Origin of the sequence: Alicyclobacillus acidiphilus NBRC 100859, assembly GCF_001544355.1 — a bacterium.
In the GTDB taxonomy this organism is placed as follows: Bacteria; Bacillota; Bacilli; order Alicyclobacillales; family Alicyclobacillaceae; genus Alicyclobacillus; species Alicyclobacillus acidiphilus.
Window position 1 is genome coordinate 43,076 of sequence record NZ_BCQI01000015.1, and the last position, 16,116, is coordinate 59,191.

At 55.8% G+C, this 16,116-nt stretch carries 16 protein-coding genes; 8 read left to right on the forward strand and 8 right to left on the reverse strand.

Going from position 1 to position 16,116, the window contains the following annotated elements; all coding sequences use genetic code 11:
• Positions 1–85 precede the first annotated feature (85 nt).
• Genes rnhA through AAC01S_RS20075 form a run of 3 tightly spaced genes read left to right on the forward strand, consistent with a single transcriptional unit; the run spans position 86 to position 2,212 of the window.
• Positions 86–526, forward strand: a complete 441-nt coding sequence (rnhA, locus tag AAC01S_RS08110) for a ribonuclease HI (RefSeq protein ID WP_067621192.1) — start codon at positions 86–88, stop codon at positions 524–526.
• Entirely contained in the window at positions 523–1,710 is a 1,188-nt protein-coding gene (queG, locus tag AAC01S_RS08115) for a tRNA epoxyqueuosine(34) reductase QueG (protein ID WP_067621193.1), read from the forward strand. The genes rnhA and queG overlap by 4 nt, the downstream gene beginning before the upstream one ends.
• Entirely contained in the window at positions 1,694–2,212 is a 519-nt protein-coding gene (locus AAC01S_RS20075) for a methylated-DNA--[protein]-cysteine S-methyltransferase (RefSeq protein WP_067621223.1), read from the forward strand. Before queG ends, AAC01S_RS20075 begins: the two co-directional genes overlap by 17 nt.
• Here AAC01S_RS20075 and AAC01S_RS08125 read toward each other — a convergent pair.
• From AAC01S_RS08125 to AAC01S_RS08135, 3 genes are all read right to left on the reverse strand, one after another.
• A complete protein-coding gene (locus AAC01S_RS08125) occupies positions 2,202–3,509 on the reverse strand; it encodes a YutH/CotS family kinase-like spore coat protein (protein ID WP_067621194.1) in 1,308 nt (435 codons plus the stop codon). The genes AAC01S_RS20075 and AAC01S_RS08125 overlap by 11 nt on opposite strands.
• A gap of 112 nt (positions 3,510–3,621) precedes the next feature.
• Complete coding sequence (locus AAC01S_RS08130; protein ID WP_067621195.1) at positions 3,622–4,710, reverse strand: isocitrate/isopropylmalate family dehydrogenase; 1,089 nt, start codon at positions 4,708–4,710, stop codon at positions 3,622–3,624.
• Between the two features lie 60 nt (positions 4,711–4,770).
• A complete protein-coding gene (locus AAC01S_RS08135) occupies positions 4,771–5,535 on the reverse strand; it encodes an IclR family transcriptional regulator (RefSeq protein WP_245630124.1) in 765 nt (254 codons plus the stop codon).
• Between the two features lie 152 nt (positions 5,536–5,687).
• Here AAC01S_RS08135 and AAC01S_RS08140 point away from each other — a divergent pair, with 152 nt between their 5' ends.
• From AAC01S_RS08140 to AAC01S_RS08150, 3 genes are all read left to right on the forward strand, one after another.
• Positions 5,688–6,659 (forward strand): amidase domain-containing protein, encoded by a 972-nt coding sequence (locus tag AAC01S_RS08140; RefSeq protein WP_067621197.1) that lies wholly within the window; start codon positions 5,688–5,690, stop codon positions 6,657–6,659.
• Positions 6,660–6,756: 97 nt separating this feature from the next.
• Positions 6,757–7,221 carry a tRNA (uridine(34)/cytosine(34)/5-carboxymethylaminomethyluridine(34)-2'-O)-methyltransferase TrmL gene (trmL, locus tag AAC01S_RS08145; protein ID WP_067621198.1) on the forward strand — a complete coding sequence of 155 codons (465 nt, stop codon included), beginning with the start codon at positions 6,757–6,759 and terminating at the stop codon, positions 7,219–7,221.
• 10 nt (positions 7,222–7,231) lie between these two features.
• The gene (locus AAC01S_RS08150; RefSeq protein WP_067621199.1) at positions 7,232–7,942 is read left to right on the forward strand and encodes an HAD family hydrolase; all 711 of its coding nucleotides are present in this window, start codon (positions 7,232–7,234) and stop codon (positions 7,940–7,942) included.
• A gap of 80 nt (positions 7,943–8,022) precedes the next feature.
• Here AAC01S_RS08150 and lpdA read toward each other — a convergent pair whose 3' ends face one another.
• From lpdA to pdhA, 4 genes are read right to left on the reverse strand one after another with little or no spacing between them, the layout of a single operon-like run.
• The gene (lpdA, locus tag AAC01S_RS08155) at positions 8,023–9,435 is read right to left on the reverse strand and encodes a dihydrolipoyl dehydrogenase (protein WP_067621200.1); all 1,413 of its coding nucleotides are present in this window, start codon (positions 9,433–9,435) and stop codon (positions 8,023–8,025) included.
• Between the two features lie 3 nt (positions 9,436–9,438).
• Positions 9,439–10,746: a dihydrolipoamide acetyltransferase family protein gene (locus tag AAC01S_RS08160; RefSeq protein WP_067621201.1), complete on the reverse strand. Its 1,308-nt coding sequence runs from the start codon at positions 10,744–10,746 to the stop codon at positions 9,439–9,441.
• A 17-nt stretch (positions 10,747–10,763) separates the two neighbouring features.
• Positions 10,764–11,744 (reverse strand): alpha-ketoacid dehydrogenase subunit beta, encoded by a 981-nt coding sequence (locus tag AAC01S_RS08165; protein WP_067621202.1) that lies wholly within the window; start codon positions 11,742–11,744, stop codon positions 10,764–10,766.
• Between the two features lie 2 nt (positions 11,745–11,746).
• On the reverse strand, positions 11,747–12,826 hold the full coding sequence (pdhA, locus tag AAC01S_RS08170; protein WP_067621224.1) for a pyruvate dehydrogenase (acetyl-transferring) E1 component subunit alpha: 1,080 nt from the start codon (positions 12,824–12,826) through the stop codon (positions 11,747–11,749).
• A 225-nt stretch (positions 12,827–13,051) separates the two neighbouring features.
• Here pdhA and AAC01S_RS08175 point away from each other — a divergent pair, with 225 nt between their 5' ends.
• On the forward strand, positions 13,052–13,789 hold the full coding sequence (locus AAC01S_RS08175) for an alpha/beta hydrolase (protein ID WP_067621203.1): 738 nt from the start codon (positions 13,052–13,054) through the stop codon (positions 13,787–13,789).
• Positions 13,790–13,792: 3 nt separating this feature from the next.
• On the opposite strand, the gene AAC01S_RS19230 is transcribed toward AAC01S_RS08175, so the two are convergent.
• A complete protein-coding gene (locus tag AAC01S_RS19230) occupies positions 13,793–13,954 on the reverse strand; it encodes a hypothetical protein (protein ID WP_157071097.1) in 162 nt (53 codons plus the stop codon).
• Positions 13,955–14,200: 246 nt separating this feature from the next.
• Here AAC01S_RS19230 and AAC01S_RS08180 point away from each other — a divergent pair, with 246 nt between their 5' ends.
• Positions 14,201–16,099, forward strand: coding sequence for a PrkA family serine protein kinase (locus tag AAC01S_RS08180; RefSeq protein ID WP_067621204.1), 1,899 nt, complete (start codon positions 14,201–14,203; stop codon positions 16,097–16,099).
• The last annotated feature ends 17 nt before the right edge of the window (positions 16,100–16,116 follow it).

Genomic DNA, 16,116 nt, shown 5'->3' on the forward strand with positions numbered 1-16,116 from the left:
TGTCTCAGCCGCCATGCTAGGTGTGATATCCTTAGGTGTAAGTGCAGTCACCATCTGGCGTTTGGTGATGTAAGGGGGATAGCCCATGGAAGAGCTGCAAGAAGTGACCATCTATACGGATGGCGCCTGTTCGCGCAACCCGGGACCGGGCGGATGGGCGGCCGTCCTTAAGTATAACGAACATGTTCGAGAGATATCGGGCGGCGAAAAGCATACAACGAATCAGCGCATGGAAATTCAGGCGGTCGTCGCGGCGCTCGAGTCGTTAAAGAAGCCATGCCGGGTCACCATTCATTCGGATTCCGCCTACGTTGTCAATTGTTTAACGCAAAAGTGGTACGTGAAGTGGCAGAAGAACGGTTGGACCAACAGCAAAGGCGAACCCGTTCAGAATCGGGACCTGTGGGAAGCTTTGCTCGCGGCGATCCAACCTCATCAGGTGTCGTTCAAAAAGGTTAAAGGTCACGCCGGTGTCGCGTGGAACGAGCGCTGTGACCAGTTGGCGAGGGCGGCCGTGCCGCGATGACGGATCGGACGCATGCCATCGCGTATGAAACCATCGTGCAACTGGCTGAGGAAGCAGGTCTCCCTGAAATCGGCGTCACCGACGCCTCCGCGTTTGCCGAACTCGTACCAGTGCTGCAAGCATACGAAGCTCGGGGCAGGACAGGCTTCGAGTCCGGGACCATTGAAGAGCGTGTGTCTCCACATCTTCTCCTGGACGGGGCAAGGTCGATCATCGTCGCGACGCTGCCGTATTTGACACCGGAATCGCGGTCTGCGATGCGCCAACATCCCGTGGGCAGGACATATGGAAGCGTCTCGGTCTACGCCTATGGCGTCGACTATCACACCGTTCTTCATGAACGCCTGGATGCCTTGCGCAAGCGTATCGAGGAGACAACGGGTCGGCGACTTCGTGTGAAGTTCGCCATTGACACCTCGCCGCTGGTGGATCGGCGCGTCGCAGAGCGGGCGGGCATTGGCTGGATCGGCAAGAACGGACTGTTGTACAGCCGCCGCTATGGTTCATACGTGTTCATCGGATCGATGATCACGGACCTCGAGATTTCCGGCGCGGCATCGAAACCGATGGATGTAGGCGCACACTGTGATTCGTGCCAACGGTGTATCCTGGCATGTCCTACTGGAGCAATTCTCGCACCGGGCGTCATTGATGCCACGCGCTGTTTGTCGTATGTTACACAAATGAAGGGCATGATTCCGCTCGAGTTTCGGAAGTTGATGGGACGGCGCATTTGGGGCTGCGACGTCTGTCAGACGTCCTGTCCGGAGAACAGACGTGCGGAACTGTCCATGGTTGACTTGTTTCGTCCCGAAGACGAACTCGCGTACCCGGAGCTGATTGGAATTTTGGCGTTGTCAGGTCGCCAATTTGAGCGAACATATGGTCATACCGCCTTAGCCTGGCGAGGGCTGCGGACACTGCAGCGGAACGCGCTGATCATTCTCGGCAATATCGGCAAAGCTGAATCGCTTCCGCACATCGCGCCCTTTTTGGGACATGCTCGCCCGGAATTACGTGCGAGCGCCGCGTGGGCCTGTGGTGAAATCGGTGGCAATGAAGCACGGACGCTGTTGCGGAACAGCTTGGAGACGGAGCAGGAGCAGTGGGTCCGCGACGAAATGGAACGGGGGCTGATGCGTTGTGAGGAACGTCGTGATCGACAGAATGGCTCGGATTGCTGAGGACGATTTGGCATCGGGAGAATTGAGCACGCCCTTTGGTCCATTCTATGTAGTGGCCAGTCGCGATGGCGTCATTCATGCGGATTGGAATGGCTTTCTGGCCAAGGGGGCTGGGGAGCTGTCCACTCGACAAACGAATGGTGGACAAGCGCGGGCCATGATCGAATGGGCCTTCGCTGAGCTGGAGGAGTATTTCGTTGGCAAACGAGTTTCCTTTACTGTACCAGTCCGTGTCTCGGGAACGCCGTTTCAAGAGGCGGTGTGGGCGGCTTTGATGGAAATTCCGTATGGTGAAACGAGATCGTACCGCGACATCGCGCTCGCCGTTGGATCGCCCAAGGCGGTGCGCGCGGTCGGACAGGCGAACCGCGCGAATCGGGTCGCTGTGATTATCCCTTGTCACAGAGTGATTGGGCAAAGCGGCAAACTGGTTGGTTACGCCGGCTCAGCGGTTCACCTGAAGGCAGGCCTGCTCGAAATTGAGCGAACGGTCAAGATTTAGCTTCCACGCTTAAATCGCGGATTTGTTCTGCGAGCGACGAGAGAAACGCCTTTCGCCGATCCGCTTGCAGCGCGTATTGTTGCAAATCGTCGAGCTGCTCCTGGCTCGCGTAGTAGTTGTAGCGCGTATGCGCAAGCCGCCACGGGAGATAGGGAAACCGCAGCAACGCTTCCACCAGTTTGTACTCCGCTTTTGGTATGGAACGGACAGAGTCAAAGTGCAGGAAGCATGCGTAGGCAAAATGTCCGTCCCAATCGGTCGTCTGGAAGCTTCGCCGCAGTAAATGGGCGATATCCAGGGCTCTTGGCGCGAACGTCGACAAGTCGAAGTCGATCAGAGCGACATGGTGATCAGGTGTGTAGAGACAGTTGCCTGGCGTCACGTCCAAATGACAAAGTCCTGCGTTTCGCCTGTCGCTCTCCAGGAATTCCACGCACTCGCGCGATTGCAAAATCTGCAGGCACTCTGCACTGTCGTCCAGCAACGCCGGCTTGAGCGTGACCAACAGCCTGTCAAACTCGTCGGGATCGCGCTTCGCATCCGCCCGTATGATCATTCGCCGCAAGTCCCGGTTTCTTTGCTGCATGAGGCCGAACAGATCGTACACGTCGTCTGGTGTGAACTTCTCCGACGAAAAGCCTTTGGTCGCCTCGTGGAATTGCGCGAGCGTGTAAGCGGTTTGCGCCACGTGTTCCGCTGACGCAAAATTCGCGTTCTGCCCATCGATCCACGACGTGGCATAATACGTCTTTCCCTCGTACACGAAGACCGGTGATTTTGCCTTGGTGAAATAAAATGGGGCAAAGCGGGAAAAGCCTTGTTTCTTGGCCCAGTTCAATGCCCGGTGGATAAACCAAACGCGTTTCGCAGGAATGTCCGTTTCTTTGACGGCAAAATGCCGACCGTCCTGAAGGGTCACCTTTAAGGCCCCGGGAACGCGTTCCGTGTGCGCTATCTTCCACTCATACTGATCCAGAACGCGCTCGGGAATGTCGGAATTCCGGTGTGATCGCGTCGCGTTCGCAGGTTGGCGGCGTACAGTGTCCAAGTTGTCAGTCGCTGACGTGTGCCGATCTCGCTCCCTCTCACGTTGTGCACGCGGCTTTGCCGCCGATGCAGTCGCAGATTTGGATGTGTGCGCAGAGTTCCCGCTTGCCGTGGTATTTGGCGCATATGCTTGCGATACCGGAGATTCGGCCTCCTGGTTCATGAAGTAGGGGGGCTTGGTTAATTCAGCGACAACAAATTGCAGCCAGTCGGGCATATTGGTTCGTTTTGGCTTAGGCAATGTACTCACCCCTGAGTGTGGGATGATGATAGCCTATGCATGCGCGAATCGTTTTGCCGGGACAATCGCCCAAATCAAAAAGGCTGTTCCTCGACGGTACGAGGAACAGCCCGCGAACACATCACATGTTGTCGCCAATTGTGCTCCACACTTCGCGCTTGGTGCGCACCCGGCGGATCACTTCGTCCGTAAATTCGGTGGTGCTGGAGCTGCCTCCGAGGTCCGAGGTCCGATGTCCGTCGATGATTGCTTCGAGCGTCGATTCGTAAATGGCTCTGGATACGACATGAGCTTGCTTGTCGTTGTGATATCCCAGCAATGCGGCAGCTGCCAAAATCATGGCCATCGGATTGGCGATGTTCTTGCCAAACAGGCTGGGAGCCGTGCCGTGAGGCGCTTCCGCCATCACAACGCTCGGTTTGAAGTCGTCGTCCAATGCCAGGAGCATGGATTCGGAGCCAGCAATCGAGCCAAACATTTGCAAGACGAGATCCGACAAGCAATCGCCGTCGCGATTGAGCGCTGGTATCACCAAGGGCTCACCCGCCTTGACGAGAAGCAGGGCGTACGTCGCGTCGATCAACTGCGGCTCGTACTGAACATCTGGAAACTGGGCCGCGGCGGCGTCCATTTCCTCTTTGAGCATGCCTTCATAGATGGGGCTCACGGTGTACTTTGGACCGCCAAACACTTTCGCGTTGAGACGCTTCGCGTGTTGAAACGCGTATTTCGCGACACCACGGCAGATGGATCGCGAGATCTTCTCCGTCCGGTACGCGTACTCGTCGCCGTTCTCAGTCTGTTCACGCCATTCTTTGGCACCGTACGCATCGTCCACCGCCATCCGCACGACGGAGATCGGCGAATACACGCCAACCGGCGGCGCAATGCCCGGGATCCGTCGGCCCGTTCTGACGATGACGGTCCCGTTGATTTCCTTGCGGAGGATGGCGTTCGGACTGCCGACGTCGCCCTTGGTCTCCGGGGTGATGGTTGCTGCTTTCAGTCCGAGTCCGGACTTCCGCATTGCTGCGGCCGCGTCAAAGACGACTTCGTTTTTGGTCTTTCTCCGGTTTTCCAAGCTCAAGTCGAACCGTTCAAATGCGACATCGTAACCAGTCACATCTGGCGACAGTACGCGCAAGGCCTGCTCGAGCAGTTCCTGACCGGTTTGGTCTCCTTCCATCACGACGATGGTTGGTTTCGTCATTCTCTTCACCTCTATATCTGTTCTCATCTGCTGGCACTACTCGGCTTGATCCGATACAAATTAGTGCGAAAGCATCTTGGTCAGCCATTCGGCGGACGTGATCAAGGCATCTACGTGCTGCTGCATTTTTTCCAGCGTCAACCTGGAGACTGGACCTGAAACCGCGAGGGCGGCAACGCATTCGTGGTTTCTGCCAAACACAGGAGCAGCCATGGCAGCAGCGCCGGCATCGCGCTCCTGGATACTGACGGCGTAACCATCCAAGCGTATTTTGTCCAACTGTGCCCGCAATTCGCTTCGATCAAAATCAGAAGGGAGTTGCTCGCGATTCAACACCTCTTCGACGACAGCGTCGTCCGCGAATGCCAGCAAAACTTTGCCGCCCGCCCCCACATAAAGCGGATACGTCTTGCCAATGGCAACGACATTGCGAATGGGTTCGGTGCTTTCGACTGCCTGGATTCGAATTCGTTCGATCCCGCTGCGGATGTACAAACTGATGGTCTCACCCGTGAGATCGCGCAGCTTCGTCATCTCCGACAGGGCAAGTGTCGTAAGCTCGTCAGACAAATATACGTTCCCCAATAGTTCAAGAATGCTCCAACCGAGTATGTACTTGTCTGAACCGTGCTGGCGGCGGACGAATCCTTTTGCCTGCAGCGAAAGCAACAGCCGATGCGCCGTACTCTTGTGCAAATTCACTTCCCGGGCGATTTCACTCAAGCTCAATTCGCGAGGCGATTTAGCGAAATAGAGCAAGATATCGAGGGCCCGTTCCACCGCACGCACCGTTGCAGCCGGTGTCTCGGAGGAGAAATCGGACAAGCAGGGTCGCCCCCTCTGTTTCGTCATGCAAAACGAATTCCGGTCGTTAGTATACCATACTTGACCGAGGCGAATCACGTTTGCCTATTGGAAATGCACGTGTCACGGCGAATGTCATAGTATAGTCGTGTGACATAACGAGGTGATGCTGCGTGAAATCCCCTATAGAAGCGGTTCAGAGGTATTTTGACGCTCGTACGGATGTGTGGCTGTCGTGTGATTCGACAGCTTTCTTCGACTTGAGTCGGCCTTCGAAGCAGGAAAAGTGGATAGCCCGTCTGGTTCGTCAGGCGGAACGCAAGCGCAAAGCGTACCAACTTCAAGGCAAACGGCTGCTTCGCGCTCATTCGAAGGTGAACATCATGCAGTTGAACATGTCGGACGACGAGACCTCGGCGAACGTGGTCGCGGAGGAACAGATCTTTTGGACGTATACCGACGCAAGGGAGATTGGCGTCGAATGCCGTACGATTCACCATCGACAAGATTGGGTCTGGGTGGAAGACGATTGGCGATTGCGACACGCGGAGGAATCCAGCGATGGCCGGGCCCTGGCCGAGGAGGTTCGCGACGCCTCGGTTCATACGCCTCTGCGGCTGCCCGCGCATCACTATCGAGCGGGGGGGACGTACGATCGCCTTCGTGCCACCCGATACGCGGACGTCTGGTGGGATTCGGCCAATCCAAGATATCCGAAGTTCAGTGATGATTGTACGAATTTCATTTCACAATGTCTGCACGCCGGCGGCATTCCGATGCAGGGCGAGGGGGACAGGATTAACGGATGGTGGATTCGTTCCACGAACCCTGTCTCCAACCAGTGGAGCTATTCATGGACGATGTCAAACGCGCTCTACCGTTTTGTCCGGAAATCGCTTGGCGGCGAGCTCGTGGGGCGGGCCAGTGAACTCAAAATGGGCGATTTGATCTTCTATGATTGGGATGGTTCCGGAACGTATCATCATTCGACCATCGTCACCGAGTTCGATCACAACGGCGAGCCATTGGTCAACGCACATACCGACGACAGTTTTCACCGTCCGTATTTGTACTACGACAGCCGCGCGTGGACGCCATCCACGAAGTACGCGTTCGTGCACTTGCCTGATCAACTGTCGAATTGATCCGGAACGCCGGAGTTGGATTTTTGTCGCCGGCTGGTTCCGCCAAACCATCCAGTGATACACTGAGCAGGGAACCAGAGTTGGAGGTACATGTCACATGCATATTGTTCTTGTCGAACCAGAGATTCCGGCCAATACGGGAAACATTTCACGAACCTGCGCTGTCACAGGCAGTTCCCTGCACCTAATCCGTCCGCTCGGGTTTTCGACCGACGACAAACAACTGAAGCGGGCGGGTTTGGATTACTGGGATCTCTTGGACATCCACTATCACGACTCCATTGAGGAGTTGTGGCAGCTTTATCCGAATGGAACGTATCACTATGCGTCGACCAAAGGAGGCAAATGGTACTCGGACGTTTCTTATGGTTTGGACGACTTTCTTGTCTTTGGCAAGGAGACAAAGGGGCTGCCGCGGGAATTGATTGAGGCGCAGTACGACAAAGTCATTCGCATTCCGATGCGGAATGACGCGAAGGCGAGATCGTTGAACCTGTCCAACGCCGTGGCGATTGTCGCGTTCGAGGCGTATCGGCAACACGGATTTCCGGGCATGGTGTAGGAGGACAAGCATGGAGGCTATACTGTTCGATTTGGATGGAACACTGTTGCCGTTTGAGTTGGACGCGTTTATGAGCGCCTATTTTCGACACCTTGTTCCGCACCTGGCCGAGGTGAGGCCCGCTGACGAGATCGCGCATTGGATGCTCGGCGCGATGCAGCAAGTTGTGGAGAACGAGAGTCCGTTGTTGACCAACGAAGAGAAGTTTCGCAAGGCCTTGTTTGGGAGCGACACTTCGCTGGCGGAACAGATTTGGCCTTTATTCGTGCATTTCTATGAAACATCGTTTGAGGAACTGCGGCATTTGACAAGACCGACAAAAATTGCGCGGGAAATATGTCGAACCGTCCAAGACAAAGGCTACAGGATCGCCTTGGCGACCAATCCGATTTTCCCAGGTATCGCGACTGCCGCGAGAATGCGTTGGGCCGGCATCGACGATATCCGTTTTGATTTTGTGACGACGATGGAAAATACCCACTTCTGCAAACCGAACCCGAAGTACTTTTTGGAGGTTGCTGAGGCACTTGGCACACCGCCTGAATCATGCATCATGGTTGGAAACGATGTGCAGGAGGATGGGGCTGCTACATATGTGGGCATGGAGTGTTACTTGGTCAACGATTGTCGGATCGATCGCGGCCTGGGCACATTTCGCTGGGCAGGCGAAGGTTCACTGGAGGACACGCTTGCTTTCGTACGTGAACTTCCGAGCATCTGACGCGGGGAAAAAACATCACGCAAAAACGGCCAGTGTATGCGCGGTATTGCGATACACTGGCCGTTCGTGTGTACGAGATATTATCGGGTGATGATGTGGATAGGCTCTCCAAGACCAACCTCTGCGGCTTCTTCAACCATTTCGCCGAGTGTCGGGTGTGCGTGAATCGTGAGCGCGATATCTTCCAGCGTCGCGCTCATCTCGATAGCTAGGCCGAGTTCCGCGATCAGGTTTGACGCCTCGACGCCAACGACTTGCGCGCCTACCAGTACGCCGTTTTCCTTGTTGGCGATCAACTTCACAAAACCTGCGTCGGCATTGAGCGCCGTTGCACGACCGTTGGCCGCATACGGGAAGCGTCCGACAGAAATGTTGCCGTACTCCTTCTTGGCTTCGTCTTCCGACAGCCCGACGGATGCCATTTCCGGATCGGAGAACACGACCGACGGAATGCAACGGTAGTCGACGATGCTCGGCTTGCCAGCGATGGCTTCCGCCGCAACCTTGCCCTCGTACGATGCTTTGTGGGCCAGTGCCGCACCCGGAACGATGTCGCCGATCGCGTAGACGTTCGGATTGGTGGTCCGGCATTGCGCGTCGACTTTGATCAGGCCTTTTTCGCCAAGCTCAATGCCCGCGTCCTGAAGGCCAAGTTCATCAGTATTCGGGCGACGGCCGACGGTGACCAGGATATAGTCCGCCTCGATGGTCTTTTCTTCGCCAGCCTTGTTGGTGTAGGTCAGCTTCACAGACTCATCGGTTTCTTCGACAGACTTGGCCAACGCGTTGGTCTCGATCTCGACGTTGTATTTCTTGAGATTGCGCTCGACGAGGCGAACCATCTGCTTGTCGAAGAGTGCGAGAATGCCGTCCAGTCCTTCGATGATGGTGACCTGCGAACCGAATTTCGCAAACGTTTGGCCCAGTTCGACACCGATGTACCCACCGCCGACGACAATCAAGCGGCCTGGGACGTGATCGAGCGAAAGCGCGCCGGTCGAGTCGAGGACTCGCTTCGACAAGGGCAGGTTTTTCAGCTCAATCGGCCGGGAGCCTGTGGCGAGGATGCACTGCTGAAAGTGAATGCGCTGTGCGCCGTTTTCGTGCATGACGCGCACTTCGTCCGGTTTCGTAAAGAACGCTTCACCGTTGATGACAGTGATCTTGTTACCTTTCAAAAGCGACTCGACGCCGCCGGTCATTTTGTTGACGACCGACTGCTTCCACTCTTGAACCTTGGCGAAATCCAGCGTCGCCGACGTTTCCACACCAGGGAACGGCGATTCTTTCGACGCCTCGTAGTGATGCGCCGCGGAGATCAGCGCCTTCGACGGAATGCAGCCGCGATTCAGGCAAACGCCGCCGAGTTCCGCCTTGTCGACAATCGTGACCGATTTGCCCAATTGTGCGGCGCGAATTGCCGCCACGTAACCGCCAGGACCTGCACCAATGACAAGAACCTCAACTTCTTCGAGCATTTCACCTACGACCATGCCTCACACCTCCAAAAGTAACAGACGCGGATTTTCCAACAGACGCTTGATGTCATTCACGAATTGCTGACCGAGCGCACCGTCGATCACGCGATGATCGAAGCTCAACGACAATGCCATCATTTGACCGACTGCAAACTCGCCGTCCCGGATAATTGGCTTTTCCGTGATGCGCCCGACGCCGAGGATGGCCACTTCCGGATAGTTGATAATCGGCGTGAAGAACATGCCGCCGGCTGAGCCGATGTTCGTGATCGATATCGTGCTGCCGCGCATTTCGTTCGGCGCAAGTTTGCCTGCGCGTCCGCGAGCGGCGAGATCGTTGATCTCCTGCGCGATATCCCACATGTTTTTCTTGTCCGCGTGCTTGACGACGGGAACCAGCAATCCCCGGTCCGTATCGGTCGCGATGCCGATATGGTAATAGTGCTTCAGCACGAGTTCCTGCTTTTCTTCGTCATACGAGGAGTTCAACTGCGGACGACTGCGCAGCGCCGCAATCAAAGCCTTGACGATGAAGGGCAGGTAGGTGATCTTGACGCCGCGCTGTTCTGCGACGGGCTTGATCTCCTTGCGAAGCTTCACGAGTTCCGTCACATCGACTTCGTCCATCAGCGTCACGTGCGGCGCCGTGTACTTGCTCTTGACCATCGCGCGAGCGATAGCTTGGCGAATCATCGGTAGCGGCACACGTTCTTCGATCTCGTCGCCCGCGACTTGCACGACCGTCGATCCGGTTGCTCCAGTACTGGTCTCTTCCTTGACTGCGGACTGACTTGGCGAAGCCGCGACCGCAGAGCCGCCGTTCAGGAAGCCGTCGACGTCATCTTTCGTCACTTTGCCGTTGTTGCCCGTACCTTGCACGGAGCGAATGTCGACCCCGTGTTCACGCGCGTAGCGGCGTACCCCAGGTGTAGCCAGAACCTGCTTGGCCGCGCTCGTGCCAGCGCCATCGTTTGCTGCTGCGGCCTGCGCAACAGGCTGAGCGGCAGGCTCGGAAGCCGCTTGCTTGGCAGGCTCTGCGGCTGGCTGTTCGTTACCGTGAGCGCTGTGCGAAGCCGGAACGTCGCCTGCCACTTCGATGGTGAGGATGACGTCGCCAACGACGCATGTGCTGCCTTCCGCGACTTTGATTTCGACAACCTTGCCGCTGACCGGTGAAGGCAGCTCAACGAGCGATTTGTCGTTCTCGATCTCAGCGACGGCATCGTCTTCCTGGATGGTATCCCCGGGTTTTACCAACCATTTGCTGATTCTGCCTTCGTGGAGACCTTCTCCCAATTCCGGCAGCCCAAATTCAAATAATGCCATGTGGCTTCACCCCCGTATTAGAGACTCGTTACCTTGTTGAGCGTATCGACGATATATTGCGGCGTCGGGAGCCAGTCGTCTTCAATCATGCCGAACGGGTACACTGTGTCAGGCGGCGTAGCCCGAAGTACGGGCGCTTCCAGATGGTAGATGGCCTGTTCGTTGATTTGCGCGACAATCTCCGCGGCGGCACCTGCCGAGCGTTGCGCCTCTTGCACGACAATGGCGCGATTGGTCTTTTGAATCGACTTCACGATGGTCTCGATATCGATAGGAGAGATGGTGCGCAAGTCGATCACTTCGGCTTCCAAACCTTTCTCCTTCGACCACTGTTCGGCCGCTTTCACGGACGTCGCTACCATGGCCCCGTACGTGACGATGGTGGCGTCTTTGCCTTCGCGAACGACGTTCGCGACGCCCAGTGGAATCGTGTACTCTTCCTCGGGAACCTCCTGGCGGAATGAACGGTAGAGCTTCATGTGCTCGAGGAAGATCACTGGATCCGGATCGCGAATCGCAGACAACAGCAAACCTTTTGCGTCGTACGGCGAACTCGGGATGACCACCTTGACGCCGGGTGTCTGCAAGAAGAGTCCTTCCAAGCTGTCAGAGTGCAGTTCTGGCGTATGAACACCGCCGCCAAACGGAGACCGGATGGTCACCGGCGCACTGAAACGGCCTGCCGAGCGGTACCGCAGACGCGAGATCTGCCCTGCGATTTGGTCAAATGCCTCGAACACGAAACCGAAGAACTGAATCTCTGGAACTGGTCGAAATCCTTGGACCGCCAGACCGTTTGCCAAGCCGATGATGCCACTCTCGGCGAGCGGCGTGTCGAACACGCGGTCCTCTCCGTATTTCTTCTGAAGTCCCTCGGTTGCCCGGAAGACGCCGCCGTTGTGGCCGACGTCCTCGCCGAATACGAGAACGCGTTCGTCGCGTGCAAGTTCTAAGTCAAGCGCGTGCGTGATTGCTTGAATCATCGTCATTTGTGCCATTCTCAGTTCGCCCCCTCGCCCGTGATCTCGGCCCGTTGACGCAGCAATTCCTGAGTTGGTTCCGCAAACATCGAGTCGATCAGCTGCGGGACAGTCATCTTCTCTGTTTCATCGGCTTGCTTCAGCGCTGCGTTGATGGTCTCCTTGGCCTCCTCGATGTAGGCCTGTTCCTCTTGCTCGGACCACAGCCCTTTCGACACCAAGTAGTTGCGGAAGCGGATGAGCGGATCGCGCTTCTCCCATGCTTCTTGCGTCTCTTGGGTTCTGTAACGCGTTGGGTCGTCGCCGGACATCGTGTGCGGTCCATAGCGGAACGTGATAGCTTCAATCATCGTCGGTCCCTCTCCGGCACGGGCGCGATCCACCGCTTCCCGCATGACCGAATAGACGGCGAGGATATCCATGCCGTCGACTTGAACGCCTGGGATGCCGGCGGCGACAGCCTTCTGCGCAAGTGTTTGAGCGGCTGTCTGCAGTTCACGAGGCACGGAGATTGCGTATTGGTTGTTTTGGACAAAGAAGACAGCCGGCAGTTTCATGGCTCCGGCAAAGTTCATACCTTCATAGAAATCGCCTTGGGAAGTGCCGCCGTCGCCCGTGTATGTAACAGCGACGCGCTTTTCGCCGCGCAACTTGAAGGCAAGCGCCACACCGGGGGTTTGGACAATTTGAGCGCCAATGATGATCTGCGGGATCATGCAATGGACATCGTCAGGGACTTTGCCGCCGAGCTGATGGCCGCGAGAGTACAGGAACAGTTGATGCAGCGGATAGCCATGGAAGTAGCACTGAGGGATATCGCGATAACCTGGAAGCAGGAAATCGTCTTTGTTGGTCGCGAACTCGCTGCCAATCATCGATGCTTCCTGGCCCGCAACGGGGGCATAGAAGCCGAGCCTGCCTTGGCGGGCAAGCTTGATGGCGCGCTGGTCCCAAATTCTCGTGAAGACCATGCGCTTCATGAGATCTCTCAATTGCTCGTCATTGAGTGACGGCACTCTATCTGGATTAGTCACGTTTCCGTTTTCGTCCAATACCTGGACGTACGGAACTTCGAATTGAGCGGCTGATGTGCTCAAAATTGTCACCTCATATCTGCAGTAGTGATACAGGTCCGTAAATATTATAATACACAACAGGTCCACGTGCGAAGTTGATTACGTATCCGCGAAATGTTCTGTTATAGAATAGATGGTCGTTATTTGTATAACAGTTTGGTGTAGCGCTTTCTTTCGCTTGTTCGACGCACTTTCTACGAACCTTCTGTACTATTTGTCGCACGATTGCCCGAACGGAGGAGATTTCCCATGACGAACCAACCTTCACGCAAAATTGAATCCCATGTGATTCATTCCATCCATTTGGGTGAAGACCGAACTGTCAAAGTGTTTGTTCCACCAATGCAGGACGCGAGTCAGAGACTGCCGATTGTCTACTGCCACGACGGAATCGAATTCTTCACGCACGGGCGCATCGCGACCATTGCCAGTACGATGATAGCCGCCGGAGAAATACCGCCGTTTTTGATTGCCGGGATCGCTGTCAATATGGAGCATCGCAACGCGGACTACGCAATGGACGGTGTCCGGCATCGATCTTATCTGCAATTCGTGGCTGACGAGTGCATGCCATTCATGGAGGAGCGCTACGCCATCTCGCAAGGCAACCGCATGATGGCCGGAATTTCGCTTGGCGCCGTGGCCACCCTGAGCTTCGCGCTCAATTTCCCAGATGTGTTCGATCGACTGGTGCTCTTCTCCGGAGCGTACTTTCCGAGCGTGCAGGAACGTCTGCGCAAGGAGCGGGATTTGAGCCGGATATCGGCCTATATGTTCATCGGCGACGAGGAACACGAGTCACAGACGCCGTCGGGTATCTTCGATTTCCTCACATACAACGAGACAATGCGTGATATCCTCGTCGATCGCGGTGCCGCGGTGGAATACGAAGTGGGGCCCGGAAACCATTTTTGGGGCGTCTGGCAGCGGCAAATTCCGACAGCCTTGCGCTGGATTGGACAACACATCCGCCCCAGCGCAGATTGACAGTTACCCTTGCGTCTTCTGCTGCCGGGCGGAGTTTCTCGTCATCGCCGTCAACGTCTCGTCCGTGTTCTGATCGAATCGCTTGTCCTTTTGCGTGATGTCAGGGCCCGTCAACGCGATCGTCAGATCTTGCTTTTTGTCGTTGCGGCGCTTGTCTTGTGACATCGAAGAGCACCCTCCTTTTTGATACGTCCTCCATTAATGTGCGCGTCCTCATTCGCCGCCATGCTTGTTCGAACCTGCCAAGCCATGCTCGATCCGGCCAATATGGGCCGATCTTGCGCGGCATATAGGCAGGCATGGGCATGTGGTCAAGCACCACGCGAATAGGATGAACAAAGGCGTCCAGTCTGTTGCAGGTCGCATCTTGGCGCTTCAGACATGCAACCGTATCTGGAGGAGGATGGAAATATGAGCTTTCTAGACAGATTGAATTCCTACCGTGCAGAAGAAGAAGGGCTCGTTTGGGAAGGAACTTTCGCGGATTACATGGAGATCGTTCGAGCGAATCCTGGTGTCGCGAAGACGGCGCATGCACGCATTTACGACATGATCGCATCGCAGGGAATCGAGACAGACGCGGACGGGAATCGCCATTATCCGTTCTTTGAACGTGAAATGTATGGGCTGTCCGGGACGCTGGAACGCCTGGTCGAGGAGTACTTCCACGCGGCCGCGCGCCGCCTCGATGTGCGCAAGCGGATCCTGCTCCTGATGGGACCCGTGAGCGGCGGCAAATCGACGATTGTCACGATGCTGAAGAGAGGGCTTGAACGATATTCCAGAACGCCAGAAGGGGCGTTGTACGCCATTCAGGACTGCCCGATGCACGAAGATCCGCTGCATTTGGTTCCGCTTGAATTGCGCAAAGATTTTGAAGCTGAATTCGGAGTTCGCATCGAAGGCAACCTCTGCCCGAGCTGCCGCATGCGGCTGGAGACGGAATACGGCGGCAGAATCGAGGATGTGCCAGTCGAGCGCATTCTGTTGTCGGAGGATAAGCGAATTGGCATTGGCACCTTCAGCCCTTCCGATCCAAAGTCGCAGGATATCGCGGATCTGACCGGCAGCATCGATTTTTCGACGATCACGGAGTACGGATCGGAGTCCGATCCTCGCGCGTACCGGTTCGACGGCGAATTGAACAAGGCGAACCGGGGACTGATGGAGTTTCAGGAGATGCTGAAATGCGACGAGAAGTTTCTCTGGCACTTGCTCAGTCTAACGCAGGAAGGAAACTTCAAAGCAGGGCGGTTTGCCTTGATTTCCGCGGATGAGATGATTGTCGCCCACACGAACGAAGCGGAGTATCGGGCGTTTGTCTCCAACAAGAAGAACGAGGCGCTCCAGTCCCGCATGATCGTCATGCCAGTTCCTTACAACCTGCGCGTCGACGATGAAGTCAAGATCTACGACAAGTTGGTTCACCAGAGCGATCTCGCGCATGTCCACATCGCTCCGCACGCGCTGCGCACGGCTGCGATTTTCTCGATCCTGACGCGGTTGAAGGAATCCAAGAAGCAAGGCGTGGACTTATTGAAGAAATTGTATTTATACAACGGTCAAACGGTCGAAGGCATGAAGGACGCCGACTTGAAAGAACTGCAAAACGAGTACCCGGACGAAGGCATGTCAGGCCTCGATCCTCGCTACATTATCAACCGCATTTCCACGGCACTCATCCGCAGAGACACACAGTGCATCAACGCGCTGGATGTGCTGCGCGCGATTCGCGATGGATTGGATCAACACGCGTCCATCAGTGCCGAAGATCGCGAAAAGCTTCTCAATTTCATCGGCATGGCGAGACGCGAGTACGACGAAATGGCGAAGACGGAAGTGCAGAAGGCGTTTGTGTATTCGTTTGAGGAATCGGCGAAAACCTTGCTCGACAACTATCTCGACAACGTCGAAGCGTATTGCAACTGGCAGAAGATCAAGGATCCTCTGACAGGCGAAGAACTCGATCCCGATGAACGCCTCATGCGCTCTATCGAAGAACAAATCGGCATCTCGGAGAACGCAAAACGGGCGTTTCGCGAGGAGATTCTGATTCGCATTTCCAGCTACGCGCGCCGCGGTAAACGGTTCGATTACAATTCGCACGAACGGCTGCGGGAGGCCATTGAAAAGAAACTGTTCTCCGATCTGAAAGACGTCGTCAAGATTACAACTTCGTCGAAAACACCGGACGAAGCGCAGTTGAAGAAGATCAACGAGGTAACAGCCCGGCTCATCGACGAACACGGATATTGCTCATCTTGTGCCAATGAATTGCTGAGGTATACAGGCAGTCTCTTGAATCGCTGACACCCGCAAGGGGGGAC

What these genes read in the sequence shown, in the direction of transcription:
- rnhA (WP_067621192.1), top strand. Translation starts at nt 86, where the DNA reads ATGGAAGAGCTGCAAGAAGTGACCATCTATACGGATGGCGCCTGTTCG.
- queG (WP_067621193.1), top strand. Translation starts at nt 523, where the DNA reads ATGACGGATCGGACGCATGCCATCGCGTATGAAACCATCGTGCAACTG.
- AAC01S_RS20075 (WP_067621223.1), top strand. Translation starts at nt 1,694, where the DNA reads ATGGCTCGGATTGCTGAGGACGATTTGGCATCGGGAGAATTGAGCACG.
- AAC01S_RS08130 (WP_067621195.1), bottom strand. Translation starts at nt 4,710, where the DNA reads ATGACGAAACCAACCATCGTCGTGATGGAAGGAGACCAAACCGGTCAG.
- trmL (WP_067621198.1), top strand. Translation starts at nt 6,757, where the DNA reads ATGCATATTGTTCTTGTCGAACCAGAGATTCCGGCCAATACGGGAAAC.
- AAC01S_RS08150 (WP_067621199.1), top strand. Translation starts at nt 7,232, where the DNA reads ATGGAGGCTATACTGTTCGATTTGGATGGAACACTGTTGCCGTTTGAG.
- lpdA (WP_067621200.1), bottom strand. Translation starts at nt 9,435, where the DNA reads ATGGTCGTAGGTGAAATGCTCGAAGAAGTTGAGGTTCTTGTCATTGGT.
- AAC01S_RS08160 (WP_067621201.1), bottom strand. Translation starts at nt 10,746, where the DNA reads ATGGCATTATTTGAATTTGGGCTGCCGGAATTGGGAGAAGGTCTCCAC.
- AAC01S_RS08165 (WP_067621202.1), bottom strand. Translation starts at nt 11,744, where the DNA reads ATGGCACAAATGACGATGATTCAAGCAATCACGCACGCGCTTGACTTA.
- AAC01S_RS08175 (WP_067621203.1), top strand. Translation starts at nt 13,052, where the DNA reads ATGACGAACCAACCTTCACGCAAAATTGAATCCCATGTGATTCATTCC.
- AAC01S_RS19230 (WP_157071097.1), bottom strand. Translation starts at nt 13,954, where the DNA reads ATGTCACAAGACAAGCGCCGCAACGACAAAAAGCAAGATCTGACGATC.
- AAC01S_RS08180 (WP_067621204.1), top strand. Translation starts at nt 14,201, where the DNA reads ATGAGCTTTCTAGACAGATTGAATTCCTACCGTGCAGAAGAAGAAGGG.